Origin of the sequence: Fictibacillus norfolkensis, from assembly GCF_014836645.1 — a bacterium.
Classification (GTDB): Bacteria; Bacillota; Bacilli; order Bacillales; family Fictibacillaceae; genus Fictibacillus; species Fictibacillus norfolkensis.
The window spans coordinates 14,544-30,755 of record NZ_JACSQM010000015.1 but is presented as its reverse complement, the minus strand read 5'-3'; the positions used below and the strand labels follow the sequence as shown (position 1 = coordinate 30,755).

The following is a 16,212-nucleotide window of genomic DNA, read 5'->3' as shown; positions in this document are numbered from 1 at the left end:
TTTACAATCTGAATCATGAACTAAAATCTAAAAGGCCACCTAATGATAGGCGGCCTTTTTATTTCATTTAATTTTCCCTTTTCTCATATTGAAATAAGTCACCTGGCTGACATTCAAAAGCCTCACATAACTTTACAATATGATCAATTTCAATCCGCTTGATCTTTTCGTGATATAAAGCTGATACTGTGGCGGGTCTTATGCCAGTGAGATCTGATAACTCCTTTTGTGTCATTTTCTTTTTTCCTAACCAATCAGATACTCTAATTTTAAGTTCCATTGAAATCTCCTCCAATAAATAATTACTCCTATTATGGTTAATATAACTTATAAGCGTAAATAAAATCTAGTTTAAAGTAATTATACGCTTGACATATTACTCCTGAAGTAATATTATTAACTCAAGAAGTAACAAAACATTCTCTCTAGGAGGTTTTTAAAATGTTAATTAGACAAGATGGTTTTGTTTATACAGATCAAATTAGACCTGGAATGGTAGCACATCTAAAAAATGGTCTTACGGTTATCGGTGTGAAAAATGAATATGAGGCTCAATTAAGAATGTTCCATACAAATGATACTCCAGAATATATATTGCACAACGAAGTAAAGTTAATTGATCAACTCGAGAAAATCCTTTCCTTAGCACCTGACACTTTAATTAGCAGCATAGATCAATACTCAATTGACTTTATGGAGCATGCTTCTTTATTAGAGGAGAGAGCGTTTGAAGCTGGATATATGGCTGCAAAACAAAAAGAGAATGCAGACATTACATCTGAACTCTCTTCTATAAACCAGATTAGTTAACTTTAGTCCCGCTTATCGGGGCTTTTTTCTTTTTCGGCTGCTGCTGCTTGCTTTTCTCTTTCAATACGAATCAGTTCGGGTAACAGCATTTCATAAAGTAGTTTTGTTTGCTCTTCGTTGAGGATAATTTTCACGCTCATATTCATCCATCCTCCTAAAACTTTACTTATGTTGACCTGTATAATCCCAGTAACCAGTGTTAACCTTCATTAGTTGACCTTTCATGTATTCTTTTAGATCCTCTTCCATCTCCTCTCCTTCAATTTCATCCAAAGTAAAAGTAATTAGTCTTCCCATTTTAAAATCCATTACAGTTACTTTCCTATGAGGGCTAGTAGGACTTTTTACAGTAAACATTATTCCGTATCGTGTTTGATCTCCCATATATCTTCAATCCTTCTTTCTAATGCTGCAGCAATCTTTAAAGCAACTGGAAGTGTCGGTATAGTCTTTCCTCTCACTATAAAACTCAATGTTCCCTCGCTGATCCCTACCTTATTAGCTAAGAATCTTTGCTTCATTCCTGTACTGTCCATAATTTCTTTTAACTTCGATTTGATCTCCATAATAATATCACCCGTTAAATATCTTCTTCAAAAAAACTATTTGTCCTTTATAGTTTTATTTTTTTGGACAAACAACTGACAAGCATACTAAGGAATATGCTTTATTAAATACCGTCAAAGAACTTAGAAAGGAATATTCCAAACCCTATCAAATCAGCTTTATGTCTTGTCTCGGAACAATCCAAACAAAGCAAACTATATTCTCTGAATATATGAAAGGAGAGTGGCCTGATGATCTTTAGTATCGCTTCAAGTTTACTTCTCGGTGGAGTGGCCGGATATGGTTATTTAAAAACAAATGGAGTAACGAATGATGCAGATAAAATTCAAAGAATTTTTGCCAACGCTGGATGGACTAAAAAAGAAGATGGTGAAACAAAAACAATTCGATTGAGAAGAAGAAGAAAAATCGAAAATGGGATGGAGTATGTTTATCAGCTGCCGCTAGGATTTGACCGTAAAAAGGTTGATACGGATGTTTTGGCCGATGGATTAAACACAAAGAAGATTGCCTTTGATATTACAAAAGTAAAATTCAATAAGGACATTTTGAAACAGATTAAGCAGCTTAAAGGAGTGAAAGCCAATAAACAGGTGGAGTTAGACTTTGACGGCATGTTAAAGATTCGTGTTTATGAAAATGACTTAGGTAAAGAGGAATGGAGCGATGGTCTTCTTAAAGGTGGCTGGAAAGTCCCTGTTGGTAAAACGCAGCAAGGAAAGATGATTTACCATGACTTTGATAATCGTAAACATTTAATCGTAGCTGGTGCCACAGGTTTTGGGAAATCGGTAGCCATGAAAATGATGATTACCTCTTTAATCATGAACAAACCAGATGATGTGACATTTTCGCTGATTGATTTAAAAGGAGGCCCAGCATTTGCTCGGTTCAAAAAAGCTAAGCAGGTGACAGAGTTCGGAACGGATAACACTGAAGCACTTGAGATAATCCAGAAGGTTAAAGAAAGGATGGATGATGATTATAGAAAGATTGTAGAAGGTGGTTTTGAAGATGTGATTGAAGCAGGGTTAACAAAACGACATTTCATCATAGTGGATGAAGCTGCTGATCTAAGCGAATCAAAAGAATCATTACGTTTATTAACTGACATTGTTAGAAAAGGAAGAGGTGCTGGATATTACGTTATCTATGCGACACAGTACCCAACTGCCGAAGCTATACCAATGCAAATCAAAAGGAATATTCCTGCAAGGCTCTGTTATGTGGTAGATAGCTCAACTGCTTCCACAGTGGTATTAGATGGAGCTGGAGCAGAAAGCCTTCCTGAGATACCGGGCAGAGGTATTTATAAGAATGTGAAACAAATCATCCTGCAAACACCTTTCATGAGTAATGAACAGATTAAAGAAAGAATTAAACCGTTCGAGGAGGAGAAACATGAACTACCACGCACTCCATCAACAGAGGACCGAAAACATACTCTTGTCACTGAAAAAGCTTGATTACCTTAATAGGTATCAAATTCAGATCATGCACAATTTAAAGAGTCCTCGCAATGCTAACAGGGTCCTAAATGGTTTAAGTGAGTATGTTTCCTCCTTCCGTTTTGGGTTAGAGAAAATTTACTACCTTAACAAAGCAGGACGTGATCGTGTTCAATGTACCAAGATCAGAAAGAAAACTCCAAACGTGCAGCATTATCTTTTGAGAAATCAGTTTTACATCTATAAAAAATATCCTTCTACATGGGAAAACGAAATTAAATTGACGGCCGACAAGATCTCCGTAATATGTGATGCAGAGTATAAAGAATTCTATAATGGGATGCGCTGTTTTGTAGAAGTGGATATATCGCAACCTATGTTGGTGAACAAAGCCAAAATTGAGAAGTACAGAAAGATCAAAGAATTAACTGGTGCTAACTTTAGTTTAGTCTGGATTACTGAGTTAGAAAGTCGCAGACATAAGCTGATGAAGCTATGTGAAGGATTGTCAGGAAGAGTTTATACCTTGAACGATATTATATAAGGAGTGATTCGAGTGTTTAAACGAACAGAAACCATCAAATTTAGTGAGTTTATGAGCGGTGAATACAATCGGAAAGGGAATGATAAAAAAGAGCGTAGAAAAGCAAATAAAGTGTCTATCGCATTAACTTCATCTATTCCATTATTTGCACTAGCACCAAAAGCTTTTGCTGCTTCCCCAGAGACAGTATTAGATGGGTCTGCACAAACATCTCTAAAGTGTATGGATTATGTAGCATCAGCAAATATTCAAGCTGTTCCTGTAAACGTTGGTGACGTTGTAGGAGAAAAGTTACTATCAAGTATGGCTCACCTATTCGATCCATTGATAGATTTAATTATCGGCATCTCGTTCCCTGTAGCATCTGTATTAATTTTATTCAAGTTATTCATGGGCTTCTTCCAGGATCAAGGGCAGGTATGGGAAGGAGTGGGCAAAGTTGCAATTGTCTACATTCTAATCCAACTATTCCCTGTGTTCTCTGGAATTTTAAAGACAATGGGAAATATGGTGTAAAAGAAAACACAGAAAAAAGAACCCCCATTTTATTGGAGGTTCTTTTGCTATTGAATGCATCATTGTAGTTTTATAGATAACTATAAATCATTGTTAATTGCACGCTAATAGACAAATAACCTATTTTTCTACTTGAGTTGACAATAATTTTTGACCCAAGGTCTTTTCTAAATAATCCATTAGAGGATCTAGATAATCCTGCTCCTGAAATTCAAATAAGACTGTCTCATCGTTCATCGAAATTTCAATCTTTATAGAGTCTTGTTGTAAGTAACAAATGACTTCAGCTTTCTTTTCAAATTCTTCCGTTAAAAACGTTAACTGTTTGCTATATTGTTCTAGCTTCTTATGGTCAATCTCGCCAAATTCTTTATTTCGTATTAAATCTGTTACTTTACCATTTAGGTCTGCAATGGCACTAGTGTTATCCTTTAAAACCTTAATATTAAATTTTTTAATTACTGATGTTTGATGCACAGGTTCAACAAGAAAATAATTACTCGCATTAGATAATACAATATCAATAATTTCAAATTTTTCTTTTAATGTTTTGGTCATATCATCCCCTCCTCCCTTATAGATTTCTCGATAGGAGACAAACTTCTTTTCAAAAGGCCTTTGGTACGCATTTCATCTCCACCGACTAAATTCGATAAAAGGAAACAATTTCCTTCATAAGAAAAAGCACCCTATTTTTAGGATGCAAAAACATAATAATATCAACTTAATTTTTCTATTAAGATCTAACTTAACGTTTTAAACCCCTGAAAACCATCTCTGAAGAAAGTTTATCTCCCATTTTAGTATTCACATGCGGGAAAATAACCTCCGCAACTTGATATCCGTCTATATGAACTGGTGCAGGTTCTATTTTAATGGAACTCGCTTGGACCATTGACGGATCTGTAACTTTCAACACATTACTCATTTCATCTCTCACTATCGCTCTAAGATCGTCAAGGGCTCCAACAAATTCAGGCCGTTTTTCACCAACACCAATTATTGTCGGTCCTGAAAATACTCCACCTTTATCGTACCAATCTACATCAAAACCTGATGGATAAGATATTTTCTTACCCATTACAGTTTTTGAAGCGGTTTTCAAACTAAAATGAGGCATTTCTGGAAGTTCAAATTTAGGAAGTTTGAATTCAATCCCATCGATAAACTTTAAGATGTCATTGATAACTTTTTTAATATCTTTATAAATTCCATCCCACACCTTTTTTACATCACGTTTAAATTGATCATATCCAGTAAGCATTTTACCTGTCGACCAATCTATTTCATTAACGTGCTCTTTAGCTTGTGCCTTAGCTTCTTTTACAACGTCTCTGTGCATAATTTGAGCTTCAGCAACCGACTTTTCCTTTTGTCGTTTAGCCTCACCAATTAGTTTTGTTGCTTGTTCAGCAGTGATACTACCAGTCTCATCTCTCTGACGAATGATCTCTTGAACTGTTTGATTGTATTGTTCTTCAGCAGCTTTAACTGATTCATTCTTCTGCTTAAGGCTATTTTGAACAACACTAGCTGCTTGTTGAGCGGTGATGTTGCTTGATTCAACCTTCAACCGTTCTAGAATAGATTTCTGCTCTGCTTCGCTTGCTGACATAATGTCAATTGCTTGAGACTGCATCTGAGCTCTAATCGCGTTTAACTCTATACCTTCCTCCTCGGTAATAGATCTTTTTTCATTTACCGCTGTAGTAATTATTTCTATCGCTCTCTTCTCACCATCGGTAATAACCTGGGAACGAGTTTCATAATTCGAAGTCATTTTAGCAAGAGCGTTTGCTTCTTCTTCATCGGAAAGAGCACTAGTTGTTGCAAAGAAGTTTGACATACTAGTCAATGTTTCTTCCTGTCTAGCGGCAATAGCATCTCTAACTTGAGTAGCCATTGTTTCATAAATTCCTGCTACTTCATTTGCTGTCTCTTGAGAAAGAGGAACTACGCTAGATTTCAAGAGACTCATTTGATTTGTTGCTTCACTACTTAACTCTAAAAATGAACCAATCGCTTCTTTGGTTTTACTTGAAATATTAGCTCCAAATAAGTTAAAGGTTTCAGCGATCTCAGGCTGTTTTTCCCCAGTAACCAAAGCAAAATATAAAAATGAGTTGATTGCTTCTTCAAACGAGGCAGTAATTTCTCTAGTTTTTTCTTTGATCAACTTCGTTTTAGTATCTGAAAGAGCTTCGCCAGCTTTTTCTGTTGCTCCTTCAAACTCACCTAGCTTGTTTATACTGGTGTCTAAAGCAGCTACAACTTCAGCTTCTAAATCTTCCCACTGGGTTCCAAAAATCCCAACTGCAGTTTGGTTTGCCTTAACTTTATCTTCTGTATTGGATAATTCTTTAATGACTGCGTTAAAGACTTCCTCACCTGTTGCTTTTCCTTCTCTGAATTCTTTCCAAAGCTTTTGAGTTTCTTTGCTCATGCCTGAAAAAGCATCAGAGGTTGTCTTAGATCCATCTTTAACACGAATGTTAAACTCTTTTACTAGATCACCAAGCTTATCTAGATTGAATGCCGCTTATACCCTCGGTTTCCCGATATTTTTTACGGGGCTAGACTATACCATAAACTCTTAATGAGTTCCCCCTTGGTAGTCGTTGGGGCCTTCCCTAAAAAGGGCTATGCCTGCTGATTGTCCATTGTTTCATCCTTTGAATTATAACGGCTTTAAGCTCGTACCAAAGGCTTTAGGAGTTTCCAGCATATTCAGGGTTTGCTTATAATGTCACCATCATAAGGGGCTATATTTAACCCGAATCTGCACCTTGTTTGAATAATGTAAACATATCCGTAGCATCCATACCTACCGCTTTAAATTGCGGAGAGTACTCGTTTATGCTGTCTAGGAACTCACCGCTGAAGTCTAATCCTTCTTGGAATCCCTTAGTAATAAAATCAAATGATTCTTGAGCTGTCATCCCAAAGGTCGACATTAATTGTTTAACGGACCTCGTAGATTCGGCCACATCTACTCCCATTGCTTCAGAAAGTATCTGTGCATATTCAGTAGCTTTTTGAAGTTCCTCTTTTGGTAGATCTCTAAGGTTCTTAGACACAGTAACGATTGAATTTGCTACTTCATCTATACTCTCGCCCCAACCATTTTTCCAAACTTCCTCAGCAACTTCTCCTAATTCTTTAGCTCGATCTTTAGTGACCCCTAAAGAAGCTTGGATTTTGGCATCTGCATCTTCGAATTGTAACGCTGCAGAAAGTGCTGCACCTCCAACTGCTGCAACTCCACCAGCCATCGCTGCCCAAGGTGCTGTCGCTAGACCACCTACAAAATCACCCACAGGGCCAGACGCACCAGCTAAAGCATCACCTACATCAGAAAAGCTATCACCTAATCCCTCTATTTTCCTACCTGTATCTTTTGCTGAATCCCCAGCTTGATTTTGCTCTTTAGTAACTGCTTCTAATTTATTTTCAAAACCTTTTAAGGATCCTTCGGTAAACTCTATTTCACGTCTAAAAGCGCGATACTGCTCCTCAGAAATATCTCCATTTTTAAATTGATCTTGAACTTGCTTTTCTGCTTCTTTAAGCTGTTTCAACTTATCAGAAGTGTTTTCAATTTGATCAGTAAGTAATTTTTGCTTTTGTGCCAAAGCTTCAACACTACCTGGATTAAATTTTAATAAGCGTTCAACGTCTTTTAGCTCTTTAGTTAGTGAGTTACTCTTTTTGTTAACATCCGTTAAGGCTTTTTGTAATCCTACCGTATCAGAGCCAATCTCTATCGTTATTCCTTTAATTCGTTTATCTGCCATGAATACTACCCCTTTCTTTAGTGGAAGAGTAAATCATAAGATCTGAAAGATTAGCTAAAATATCTACGATTGGAAACTTTTCAAATTGATCAATCCACTTTTTAGGTTTAGGAATAGTTGGATCTGCATTCCATGCGAAAAACCAAACTATTCGAGTTAACGCTTCAAAATCTATTTTGTTTAAGTCTTTAATTGGAGAAGTTCGAGGAGAGATCTTAAGCGCGACAATGTTGTACACTTCTCCAAGGTCACTAAACAAGTTCCTTTTTAATAATTTCTGATACTGACTGTATATCTGTCTATCTCCTTTAAAGGGTATAAATTTTCCATCAATCTCAATTATTTTCTCCAAAATCTTCACCTCATTTTAGTTTCCAAAGTTCACTTACCATACCCTTTTTGTGGGTTTGGCGTCTTTCCGCTTTTAGTTCATTAATTTCTTTGACCATTTTTCTAAAACGTTGATCATAAGAGAAAATCATTTTTGCTTTTTTAGAAGTGAACTTCCCTGTAAAACTATTTTTGTTTTTTCTGGCCATTCATCTCCCCGCCATCCTTTAGTAAAATAAAAGAGGAGGCTTTGACCCCCCCTCATATGAAAATGCCCTGTGCGTTCACGAAAGCTCCCCCTCCGGTCCCTATTGAGCTCGTCCGCGATTCAATAACCGGGGGGATTCAGTTTGGCATTATTTTAGATGTAATTCATACTCAAGTAATATTGCTTTTCTTTTTTCTCTTTCTTCTTCAGAAACATTTAGTTTCTTTAACTCTTCATCCAGCTTTTCTTCTCGATACGCTTTATAAGGATCTAGCTTTCTTTGTTCTTCTTCTAGTTGCTTGTTTATTGGATCAACTACTCGCTTTTCACACTCCATCTTTCTTTCATCTCCTTTTATAAATTGTGGTGCCCCACTAAATAATCATTAAGATTGATTTCCCCTCTGGATCTGTTAGCCTCAATGGTGTAGTTAAACCCTATTGCCATTTCAACTTCTGGACTCTTCCAGTCTATTACCTTTTGAAGTGTCCCTAATTGTCTACCAGCAATAGTAAGTGTGTTATTAATATCCCTAGCCTGAGATAGTAGTTCTAAGTATTCTGCTCGCTTCTTATCAAGCTGTGTAACAAGTTTTCCAACCTGCTTTAGATATTCTGACTTCTCAGCATGAAACTCCTTGGCAGCTTCAATCGCGGCATCTTTATCACCGCTTTGCAATTTAAGTCTGAGTACATCAAACATATCTGCTCGAGTTTCCATTTCTGTTTCCAGCTGCTTCATCTGTTGCTTTACTTTGCTGGCTTTTTCAAAATCAAGCGCAACAACTAAAGAATCATAATGTACTTTTAGTTCGTTGTGCTTTTCTTGATCACGATCGTTCTCAGCCTGCAGCTCTTGCATCTTCCCTCTTAAGTGGTCCATTTTACTTTTATATACCTTTAAGAAATTCATTTAGCATTAACTCCTTTTATTATTTAGATTTGTGGTTAATTATCTCACCGTATTTCATTTTGCTAATGTCTAAGCTTTGAATGGTCGGAGTCCTGCTAGATCTCCTTTGCTTGTTACGAATGTTATGCACTCTTTCCAAAGTGGTACACGAACGACCTTTTTCATATTCTTCAATTGTGATACCCATCTTGAGTCGTTCAATCTTTGCTAATAAGTTTTCTTTCTTTGTTCGTAATGGAGGAGAAGACTTGCGAGGTTGATACAAAAATGAATATAAATTTCGTAAGACTCTTTTATTTAGTAAGCTACTTATAATACGTAAATCCTTTTTGATGTTTGGCATTTAAACTCAATTCTCCTTTTCAGTTTTGTAGCCAATAATCAAATTCAACTCTTCACCACTATAAAAGTGATATACTAATTCATCTTTTGATTGATTTCTTACAAAGCTGTAAGGGTCAGATAAAGTAAGAAACGGCTTTCCTTTTCCTTTAAAGTTGATTGTTAGTTTTGAAAACATCTCCACTTCAGAAATCTTTTTTACTTCAGCAACATATTCACTCTTCACACCATTTCCCAAAACAAACACTTGGCACTGTTTACCTTGGAGGTCCTCTATGATCTGTTTAGTTTTGGTTATCACTTTTACTACAACCTCCTTTCAAAGGTGCTGAGCAGAAAAGACTGCTATTTATGCGCTTGCTGATCTTCTTCTCAGCACGTTCCACATTGTTTTGTACCGCACTTCTTGTTGTGACAAAATATCCAGCTATCTGAGAATATGTAAGGCAATGCCCACGCGACATCAAATACATTTCTCTTTCTTTATCCGTTAATACACAAAGTGCATCCATAATTCTTTCTTTGTCACTTTCCGCTATAACACTAATTGGACTTTGGTCTATCCAGGTGTAAGGGTCATTATTGCTGCTTTTAAAAAACTTTTGCATGACGAGCGGATCTATAGGCTTCTCTCTCTGGTATGCTGCTCTTCTTTCAATACCTCTTTTGTTTCCTGGTCTTCTTCCTGAATTCATCCATTCAATGGAGTACCGGAGATTGCTTGCCATTCCATTCAATAAAGCTTTATCCTCTTCGCTTGCATCATCAATCGCTTCAATGTATTTCAGAGCACTTTTATAGTTTTCAAGAAGATCTTCCATGAAGTCCCCCTTTTACTGAAGAAAGTTGTCACGATAATCAGTAGAATACAAATCAACGATTTTTGTATTAACCTTCAATCGACTATACGCTCTTTCTCCTATTGCCTTTGGAAGAGTCTCAGTGTTTAAGTTCGTTGTATAAATAGTTGCCTTACCTTTACGGGCATTAATTAAATGTAGAAGCCTGGTCGATACCCATGATGATTCTTCCATCTTGTAATTCTCAGAACCTAGCTCATCCATAACAAGTACATCAAATCGTTTAAGGTCTTGAAGAATGTCAGCTTCCTTTTTTCTCCCACCATTGTAAGAAGAATGAATCAATGAGATATAATGTTCTTCCATAAGAAACCCGGTACACAACCCTTTTTCTTTAAAACTTCTTGCTGCAGCTGTAGCTAAATGGGACTTGCCGGAACCAAAACTCCCTATGATCAATAAATTTTCCGGTTCGAATTTCCCTTTAACTCCAGATCTAACAAACTGTGAAACTATCTTTTTAGCATTTTCTTGAACAGGATTATGAACTTGATAATTTTTAAATCCTGCTTCTTTAAGCATTGGGTCTATAAGCCAATACTGGTCCATTAACCGTTGATTTCTTTGCTGCTGAATTTCAGAAAACACTTCTTTGGATTGTCGACCATTAAAGCAGTCTGAACACCTATTTACTATTGTGAAGAACTTCCATTGTCCATCTATTTCATCCCGATACTTCCAACCCTGAACTTTATCTTGTCGGCATCCATTGCAATTAAAATAATGAAACACAGCTTCAATTGGTAAGATGTCTTTACTTATGCATTTCTCTAATGTTCTTAACGGATCAAGAAGGTCTAAATTAATTGTGGCCGTTGCACTTTTCATATTATTTGTACCTCCTAAAGTAAATCAGGATCATTTTGTAATTCTTCTTCCCATTGCGCCCATTGTTCACGGGTCCAAGTCTGGCATTCATCTTTGCTAAAGTATCCACGCTTTGAGTACATCTCTACTGACGTAGGCTTTTTATTATTGGGTTTTCTGTCATTCTTGCTGTAGTGCTTCAAAACATCCTGCAGTGTAAACAATGATGCTTTGTGTAAATTAGACAATGAAGTGTTAATATATTTAGCTGGGTTTCTTGGTGTATGTAAACTCGATCGTCTAATTACTTCCACAATGATTTCTTCTGGTTCTTTAAAATTGCTATTGTCCATCCAGTGATCAACGTCTGCTTTAAATACTGCTGAAGATATTCCAAAGTGTTTTTCATATTCAGAAAAAGGATTTGGCTTGTCCATCTGACGATCATCCTTTTCTTTAGATATTTCTTTATCTTTTCTTTCTTGGGTATCGTTTCGTACACTACTTGTAGTATCATCTTGTACACTACTAGTAGTATCGTTTTGTACACTAGTATCACCCTGCACACTAGTATCGTTTTGTACACTACCGAAACATGAATACTTTTCTGTTTTCCATTCATCGTAATTCTTATTGAACGAGTACAAATTACCCTTATTGGCAGCACCTTTTTCGGCCATAACAACATTGTTTTTTATCATGTTTTTTAATGAATTATTAACCCTGGTTCTAGTTAAACCAGTATGATTCTCGATAAAGGAAAGTGACATATTGTGTTTCTTTCTTTGAAACCCATAAGTAAACCGCCATAGGCACATGATTACTTTTACTTCATTCAGATTGAATTTGTACTTTTGCATTTCTTCAAGAATTTCATTCGCTATCTTTGTAAATCCGTTTTCTGGCTGAACGTCTGCCACATCACCCACCCCGTTTTATTTCACTTGATCCCGTCTTTTAATCTCTATGGACCACCGATTAATGTAATCCTGAACTTCCATTCTGTTGAATAGCCACTTACTACCTAACCGAATGGATGGGAAGTTAGGATCGCTTAAGAAAGTGTCTACCACTGTTGGCCATGATAATGAAAGCATCTTACATAGTTGCTTAGAATCCATGAGGAACGACTCAGCTTCAAACTTGTCCAAGCGCTTTCTAACTTCAGCAAGATACATATCCTTTAGCTGGTCATCATCCAGTTTTATTTGAATCAATTAAATTCACCTCTTCCAAATAATTCATTTTTCTATTGTGAAAATCTCATCAAATTCTACTTCTAAAGCTTCAAGAATACGTTTTGCTACTGGCGGACTAGGCTTTCTTACACCTTTACTAATTTGATGTATTGTTGCTTGTCCCATATTCCCTTTATTAGCTAAAGCTCTTTTTGAATAACCCTTGCGCAAAAGAAGTTTGTTAAACTCATCAACACTTTTAAGTCTAATTTCCAAAGTATTCACCTCCTGGTCATTATTACTAATAGCAATGTTTGATTATAAGATACACCATAATATTCCTTATAGCAATACTTTTATTTTATTTTGTAATAAAAATATTTCTATTTGTTATATTTCTGTTATAATGAACTGGAATATTGAATGTCGTTAGAGGAGAGTGAATATATGGATGCAGCAGAGTTTGGTGCTTACATTAAGACATTAAGGAAGAATAATGGATTTACACTAATTGATTTAGGAGAACAAACTCAATTGTCTCAGCCCTATTTATCCCAAATTGAAAACGGAAAAAAAGGAATTCCATCTCCGGAAATCCTACGTAAATTAGCTGAGCCTTTAGGTGTAAGTTATATAAACCTAATGGAGAAAGCAGGATATTATGCTGAGAGCAGCTTTATTCTCCATGCTGAGGAATTCTTTAATGAAGTTGAAAATGAAATAAAGATAGAAAAACAGTTTCGTGAAATTTCACCTAAAAATTCAAAACCTATCAATATCGCTGATATTCTTAAGAAACCTAAAATTTTTTACAATGATCACTTGATAAATGAACATGATAAAAAACTTATTACTGCGTATTTGGATATTTTATATTCTGGTAGAAGTAAGAAGGAGGAATAACCATGGCGCACTACCGCAAACGTGGAGAAAGATGGAGTTATATAATTGATTACGGCATAGATCCGCTAACTAAGAAGCGTCGACAAATTTCTAAAGGTGGATTTGAAAAGAAAAGGGATGCTCAGGCAGCTGCACGTATTATCGAAAGAGAAATTGAGAATGGGACCTTCACAAAGGAATCATCTATGCCTTTTGAAACCTTCGCCCATGACTGGTTAAAGTCATATGGACCTAAAGTTAAAATAAGTAGCGTTAGGGCTAGAGATAAGGAAATGAAGCACTTTATTAGTGTCTGGGGACCTTATCCAATTAAAAACATTACAAAGAAAATGTACCAGGATAGAATAAATGAATTGTCAGCAAAATACAGCCCTAATTATATGAGTGGTATTCATGCTTGCGGACGAATGATTTTTCGTCACGCTGTAGATCTAGGGCTTATGAAAATAAATCCTACTGAAAATATCCATTTGCCCAAACCTAAAGCAAAAGTAGAGGACCTGGAGAATAAGGAAGAGGAATATAAGTTTTTGGAGAAAGAAGAGCTTGCTGCCTTTCTAAACTTATCTAATACCGACGGTTTAGAAATGGATCAACTTGTATTTACTACCCTTTCCTATACCGGATTACGTATAGGGGAATTACTTGCACTTAAATGGGCAGACGTTGATTTAGGACAAGGAAAGCTGCGTGTAACCAAAACGCTATATAATCCCACTAATAACTATGAGAAATACGAATTACTCACACCTAAAACAAGTGGATCTATAAGGACAATCCGTATTGATGATATGCTTGTAAACATGTTAAATAAACACAGGATTAGACAAAATGAGATTAAATTGAAAAACAGAAAAATATATAAAGATTCAGGATTTATCTTTGCTCGTGATGATGGGCATCCACAATTAAGAAAAGTTATAGAGACCAGACTTAAACGTTTGCTGAAGAAAGCAGGAATTGAAAAAAACATCACTCCCCACTCATTCCGACATACTCATACATCCTTATTAATTGAGGCTGGCGTTGGGGTTAAAGAGATCCAGCAGAGGTTAGGGCATACCGATATCAACACTACAATGAATATCTATGCTCATATGACCGCGAACATGGAAGAAAAGGCCTCCCAACAGTTTAGTAAACTGATGAAAGACCTTCTCTCTTAAGCGGTTTTTCTTTTATTTAATGTCTTTTCAAACCTCACGCGGACAAATCCGCGGACAATACAAATTAAAATCTTATTGAAACGTTGATATAAAAGGGTTTCTAGACCCTAATTACATCATGCCGCCCATTCCACCCATGCCCATTCCGGACATGTCAGGCATTCCGCCGCCAGCGTTTTCTTCTGGCTTATCCGCGATTACTGCTTCTGTTGTTAGGAACATAGCAGATACGGATGCTGCGTTTTGTAGAGCTGAACGTGTAACTTTTGTTGGGTCAACGATTCCAGATTCAAACATGTTTACCCACTCGCCCGTTGCAGCGTTGAAGCCGATTCCGATTTCTTCGTTCTTCAGACGCTCAACCACTACAGATCCTTCAAGACCTGCGTTGTGTGCGATTTGACGAACTGGCTCTTCTAATGCACGAAGTACTAGTTTCACACCTGTTAACTCGTCGCCAGTCGCTTCTACTTGAGCGATCGCTTTTAGCACGTTAACTAGAGCTGTACCACCACCGGATACGATACCCTCTTCAACTGCTGCACGCGTTGAGTTAAGTGCGTCTTCGATACGAAGTTTGCGCTCTTTAAGCTCAGTTTCTGTAGCTGCACCAACTTTGATTACGGCTACTCCACCCGCTAATTTCGCTAGGCGTTCTTGTAATTTTTCTTTATCGAACTCAGAAGTTGTTTCTTCGAGTTGTGCTTTGATTTGGTTAACACGAGCTGCGATCTTAGAAGATTCTCCAGCACCTTCTACGATAGTTGTGTTTTCTTTTGTAACCACAACTTTAGAAGCTGTACCAAGCTGCGTGATGTTCGCAGTCTTCAGATCAAGACCTAGCTCTTCTGTAATCACTTCACCGCCAGTTAGTACCGCGATGTCTTCTAGCATTGCTTTACGGCGGTCACCGAATCCAGGAGCTTTAACAGCTACTGCATTGAATGTTCCGCGAAGCTTGTTAACTACTAATGTAGCAAGTGCTTCACCTTCAACGTCTTCAGCGATCAACAATAGAGATTTCCCTTGTTGTACAACTTGCTCTAGAACTGGAAGGATTTCTTGGATGTTCGTAATCTTCTTATCTGTGATAAGGATGTACGGGTTCTCAAGCTCTGCTTCCATCTTGTCAGAGTTTGTTACCATGTATGGAGATGCGTATCCGCGGTCGAACTGCATACCTTCAACCACTTCAAGCTCTGTTGTGAATCCTTTTGATTCTTCGATCGTGATAACGCCGTCGTTTCCAACGCGCTCCATCGCTTCAGCAATCAATTGTCCTACTTCTTCGTCAGCTGCAGAGATCGCCGCAACTTGTGCGATAGACTCTTTGCCTTCGATTGGTTTAGAGATCGCTTTTAGTTCTTGAACAGCAGCAGCCGTTGCTTTTTCGATCCCTTTACGAAGTACCATTGGGTTTGCTCCGCTTGTTACGTTCTTTAATCCTTCACGAATCATCGCTTGAGCAAGAACTGTTGCAGTTGTTGTTCCGTCTCCTGCTACGTCGTTCGTTTTGCTCGCAACTTCAGCTACAAGCTTAGCACCCATGTTTTCGAATGCATCTTCAAGCTCGATTTCTTTTGCGATTGTAACACCGTCGTTTGTGATTAGAGGAGAACCGAATTTCTTCTCAAGCACAACGTTACGTCCTTTTGGTCCAAGTGTTACTTTTACAGCGTTTGCTAGTGCATCAACACCACGAAGCATCGAGCGGCGTGCGTCTTCACTAAATTTAATATCTTTAGCCATGTAAAAACCCTCCCATTAATTTTAAAAGTTAGTGACTTACATATGCTTTAATTTTGATTTATGTAGCTTCAAAACATT

General features: G+C 37.1%; 24 protein-coding genes and 1 pseudogene. 6 read left to right on the top strand and 19 right to left on the bottom strand.

Annotation, left to right across the window (positions count from 1 at the left end; translation table 11 throughout):
• Positions 1-67 precede the first annotated feature (67 nt).
• Positions 68-280 carry a helix-turn-helix domain-containing protein gene (locus tag H9648_RS19680; protein ID WP_191755412.1) on the bottom strand — a complete coding sequence of 71 codons (213 nt, stop codon included), beginning with the start codon at positions 278-280 and terminating at the stop codon, positions 68-70.
• Positions 281-441: 161 nt separating this feature from the next.
• Here H9648_RS19680 and H9648_RS19675 point away from each other — a divergent pair, with 161 nt between their 5' ends.
• Positions 442-810, top strand: a complete 369-nt coding sequence (locus H9648_RS19675) for a hypothetical protein (protein WP_191755411.1) — start codon at positions 442-444, stop codon at positions 808-810.
• A gap of 2 nt (positions 811-812) precedes the next feature.
• Here the strand turns inward: H9648_RS19675 and H9648_RS19670 are convergent, their stop codons facing one another.
• Genes H9648_RS19670 through H9648_RS19660 form a run of 3 tightly spaced genes read right to left on the bottom strand, consistent with a single transcriptional unit; the run spans position 813 to position 1,376 of the window.
• Entirely contained in the window at positions 813-950 is a 138-nt protein-coding gene (locus H9648_RS19670) for a hypothetical protein (RefSeq protein WP_191755410.1), read from the bottom strand.
• A 22-nt stretch (positions 951-972) separates the two neighbouring features.
• Positions 973-1,194, bottom strand: a complete 222-nt coding sequence (locus H9648_RS19665; RefSeq protein ID WP_191755409.1) for a hypothetical protein — start codon at positions 1,192-1,194, stop codon at positions 973-975.
• On the bottom strand, positions 1,167-1,376 hold the full coding sequence (locus H9648_RS19660) for a helix-turn-helix transcriptional regulator (protein ID WP_225219018.1): 210 nt from the start codon (positions 1,374-1,376) through the stop codon (positions 1,167-1,169). Before H9648_RS19660 ends, H9648_RS19665 begins: the two co-directional genes overlap by 28 nt.
• Positions 1,377-1,607: 231 nt before the next feature.
• Here H9648_RS19660 and H9648_RS19655 point away from each other — a divergent pair, with 231 nt between their 5' ends.
• The 3 genes from H9648_RS19655 to H9648_RS19645 are packed head-to-tail and all read left to right on the top strand — an operon-like array spanning position 1,608 to position 3,885.
• Positions 1,608-2,843, top strand: coding sequence for an FtsK/SpoIIIE domain-containing protein (locus H9648_RS19655; protein WP_191755408.1), 1,236 nt, complete (start codon positions 1,608-1,610; stop codon positions 2,841-2,843).
• Positions 2,779-3,369, top strand: coding sequence for a replication-relaxation family protein (locus H9648_RS19650; RefSeq protein WP_191755407.1), 591 nt, complete (start codon positions 2,779-2,781; stop codon positions 3,367-3,369). Before H9648_RS19655 ends, H9648_RS19650 begins: the two co-directional genes overlap by 65 nt.
• A gap of 12 nt (positions 3,370-3,381) precedes the next feature.
• Positions 3,382-3,885, top strand: a complete 504-nt coding sequence (locus H9648_RS19645) for a hypothetical protein (protein ID WP_191755406.1) — start codon at positions 3,382-3,384, stop codon at positions 3,883-3,885.
• 120 nt (positions 3,886-4,005) lie between these two features.
• Here the strand turns inward: H9648_RS19645 and H9648_RS19640 are convergent, their stop codons facing one another.
• The 14 genes and pseudogenes from H9648_RS19640 to H9648_RS19580 form a co-directional block, all read right to left on the bottom strand.
• Positions 4,006-4,443, bottom strand: a complete 438-nt coding sequence (locus H9648_RS19640; RefSeq protein ID WP_191755405.1) for a hypothetical protein — start codon at positions 4,441-4,443, stop codon at positions 4,006-4,008.
• Between the two features lie 190 nt (positions 4,444-4,633).
• Positions 4,634-6,328: a hypothetical protein gene (locus tag H9648_RS19635; RefSeq protein WP_191755404.1), complete on the bottom strand. Its 1,695-nt coding sequence runs from the start codon at positions 6,326-6,328 to the stop codon at positions 4,634-4,636.
• Between the two features lie 325 nt (positions 6,329-6,653).
• On the bottom strand, positions 6,654-7,157 hold the full coding sequence (locus H9648_RS21095) for a phage tail tape measure protein (protein WP_404825775.1): 504 nt from the start codon (positions 7,155-7,157) through the stop codon (positions 6,654-6,656).
• Positions 7,158-7,321: 164 nt separating this feature from the next.
• A pseudogene (locus tag H9648_RS21090) lies at positions 7,322-7,679 on the bottom strand (hypothetical protein); the annotation flags it as partial.
• Positions 7,669-8,031 carry a hypothetical protein gene (locus H9648_RS19625; RefSeq protein ID WP_191755402.1) on the bottom strand — a complete coding sequence of 121 codons (363 nt, stop codon included), beginning with the start codon at positions 8,029-8,031 and terminating at the stop codon, positions 7,669-7,671. The pseudogene H9648_RS21090 and the gene H9648_RS19625, both read right to left, overlap by 11 nt.
• A gap of 10 nt (positions 8,032-8,041) precedes the next feature.
• Complete coding sequence (locus tag H9648_RS19620; protein ID WP_191755401.1) at positions 8,042-8,218, bottom strand: hypothetical protein; 177 nt, start codon at positions 8,216-8,218, stop codon at positions 8,042-8,044.
• A 147-nt stretch (positions 8,219-8,365) separates the two neighbouring features.
• The gene (locus tag H9648_RS19615) at positions 8,366-8,554 is read right to left on the bottom strand and encodes a hypothetical protein (protein WP_191755400.1); all 189 of its coding nucleotides are present in this window, start codon (positions 8,552-8,554) and stop codon (positions 8,366-8,368) included.
• Between the two features lie 17 nt (positions 8,555-8,571).
• Positions 8,572-9,129, bottom strand: coding sequence for a hypothetical protein (locus H9648_RS19610; RefSeq protein WP_191755399.1), 558 nt, complete (start codon positions 9,127-9,129; stop codon positions 8,572-8,574).
• Positions 9,130-9,478: 349 nt separating this feature from the next.
• Positions 9,479-9,772 carry a hypothetical protein gene (locus H9648_RS19605; protein ID WP_191755398.1) on the bottom strand — a complete coding sequence of 98 codons (294 nt, stop codon included), beginning with the start codon at positions 9,770-9,772 and terminating at the stop codon, positions 9,479-9,481.
• A complete protein-coding gene (locus H9648_RS19600; RefSeq protein ID WP_191755397.1) occupies positions 9,756-10,292 on the bottom strand; it encodes a sigma factor-like helix-turn-helix DNA-binding protein in 537 nt (178 codons plus the stop codon). Before H9648_RS19600 ends, H9648_RS19605 begins: the two co-directional genes overlap by 17 nt.
• Positions 10,293-10,304: 12 nt before the next feature.
• Positions 10,305-11,159, bottom strand: coding sequence for an ATP-binding protein (locus H9648_RS19595; RefSeq protein WP_191755396.1), 855 nt, complete (start codon positions 11,157-11,159; stop codon positions 10,305-10,307).
• Positions 11,160-11,173: 14 nt separating this feature from the next.
• Positions 11,174-12,058 carry a replication protein gene (locus H9648_RS21030; RefSeq protein ID WP_191755395.1) on the bottom strand — a complete coding sequence of 295 codons (885 nt, stop codon included), beginning with the start codon at positions 12,056-12,058 and terminating at the stop codon, positions 11,174-11,176.
• Positions 12,059-12,073: 15 nt separating this feature from the next.
• Positions 12,074-12,355 (bottom strand): MerR family transcriptional regulator, encoded by a 282-nt coding sequence (locus H9648_RS19585; RefSeq protein WP_191755394.1) that lies wholly within the window; start codon positions 12,353-12,355, stop codon positions 12,074-12,076.
• A gap of 24 nt (positions 12,356-12,379) precedes the next feature.
• On the bottom strand, positions 12,380-12,592 hold the full coding sequence (locus tag H9648_RS19580) for a helix-turn-helix domain-containing protein (protein ID WP_191755393.1): 213 nt from the start codon (positions 12,590-12,592) through the stop codon (positions 12,380-12,382).
• Positions 12,593-12,763: 171 nt separating this feature from the next.
• Here H9648_RS19580 and H9648_RS19575 point away from each other — a divergent pair, with 171 nt between their 5' ends.
• Positions 12,764-13,219 (top strand): helix-turn-helix domain-containing protein, encoded by a 456-nt coding sequence (locus H9648_RS19575; protein WP_191755392.1) that lies wholly within the window; start codon positions 12,764-12,766, stop codon positions 13,217-13,219.
• 2 nt (positions 13,220-13,221) lie between these two features.
• Entirely contained in the window at positions 13,222-14,385 is a 1,164-nt protein-coding gene (locus tag H9648_RS19570) for a site-specific integrase (protein ID WP_191755391.1), read from the top strand.
• 111 nt (positions 14,386-14,496) lie between these two features.
• On the opposite strand, the gene groL is transcribed toward H9648_RS19570, so the two are convergent.
• Positions 14,497-16,134 carry a chaperonin GroEL gene (groL, locus tag H9648_RS19565; RefSeq protein WP_191755390.1) on the bottom strand — a complete coding sequence of 546 codons (1,638 nt, stop codon included), beginning with the start codon at positions 16,132-16,134 and terminating at the stop codon, positions 14,497-14,499.
• Positions 16,135-16,212 lie beyond the last annotated feature (78 nt).

Coding starts and splice junctions, on each gene's coding strand:
- H9648_RS19680 (WP_191755412.1), bottom strand. CDS start 280: ATGGAACTTAAAATTAGAGTATCTGATTGGTTAGGAAAAAAGAAAATG.
- H9648_RS19675 (WP_191755411.1), top strand. CDS start 442: ATGTTAATTAGACAAGATGGTTTTGTTTATACAGATCAAATTAGACCT.
- H9648_RS19670 (WP_191755410.1), bottom strand. CDS start 950: ATGAGCGTGAAAATTATCCTCAACGAAGAGCAAACAAAACTACTTTAT.
- H9648_RS19665 (WP_191755409.1), bottom strand. CDS start 1,194: ATGGGAGATCAAACACGATACGGAATAATGTTTACTGTAAAAAGTCCT.
- H9648_RS19660 (WP_225219018.1), bottom strand. CDS start 1,376: ATGGAGATCAAATCGAAGTTAAAAGAAATTATGGACAGTACAGGAATG.
- H9648_RS19655 (WP_191755408.1), top strand. CDS start 1,608: ATGATCTTTAGTATCGCTTCAAGTTTACTTCTCGGTGGAGTGGCCGGA.
- H9648_RS19650 (WP_191755407.1), top strand. CDS start 2,779: ATGAACTACCACGCACTCCATCAACAGAGGACCGAAAACATACTCTTG.
- H9648_RS19640 (WP_191755405.1), bottom strand. CDS start 4,443: ATGACCAAAACATTAAAAGAAAAATTTGAAATTATTGATATTGTATTA.
- H9648_RS19635 (WP_191755404.1), bottom strand. CDS start 6,328: ATGAGCAAAGAAACTCAAAAGCTTTGGAAAGAATTCAGAGAAGGAAAA.
- H9648_RS21095 (WP_404825775.1), bottom strand. CDS start 7,157: ATGGCTGGTGGAGTTGCAGCAGTTGGAGGTGCAGCACTTTCTGCAGCG.
- H9648_RS19620 (WP_191755401.1), bottom strand. CDS start 8,218: ATGGCCAGAAAAAACAAAAATAGTTTTACAGGGAAGTTCACTTCTAAA.
- H9648_RS19615 (WP_191755400.1), bottom strand. CDS start 8,554: ATGGAGTGTGAAAAGCGAGTAGTTGATCCAATAAACAAGCAACTAGAA.
- H9648_RS19610 (WP_191755399.1), bottom strand. CDS start 9,129: ATGAATTTCTTAAAGGTATATAAAAGTAAAATGGACCACTTAAGAGGG.
- H9648_RS19600 (WP_191755397.1), bottom strand. CDS start 10,292: ATGGAAGATCTTCTTGAAAACTATAAAAGTGCTCTGAAATACATTGAA.
- H9648_RS19595 (WP_191755396.1), bottom strand. CDS start 11,159: ATGAAAAGTGCAACGGCCACAATTAATTTAGACCTTCTTGATCCGTTA.
- H9648_RS19575 (WP_191755392.1), top strand. CDS start 12,764: ATGGATGCAGCAGAGTTTGGTGCTTACATTAAGACATTAAGGAAGAAT.
- H9648_RS19570 (WP_191755391.1), top strand. CDS start 13,222: ATGGCGCACTACCGCAAACGTGGAGAAAGATGGAGTTATATAATTGAT.
- groL (WP_191755390.1), bottom strand. CDS start 16,134: ATGGCTAAAGATATTAAATTTAGTGAAGACGCACGCCGCTCGATGCTT.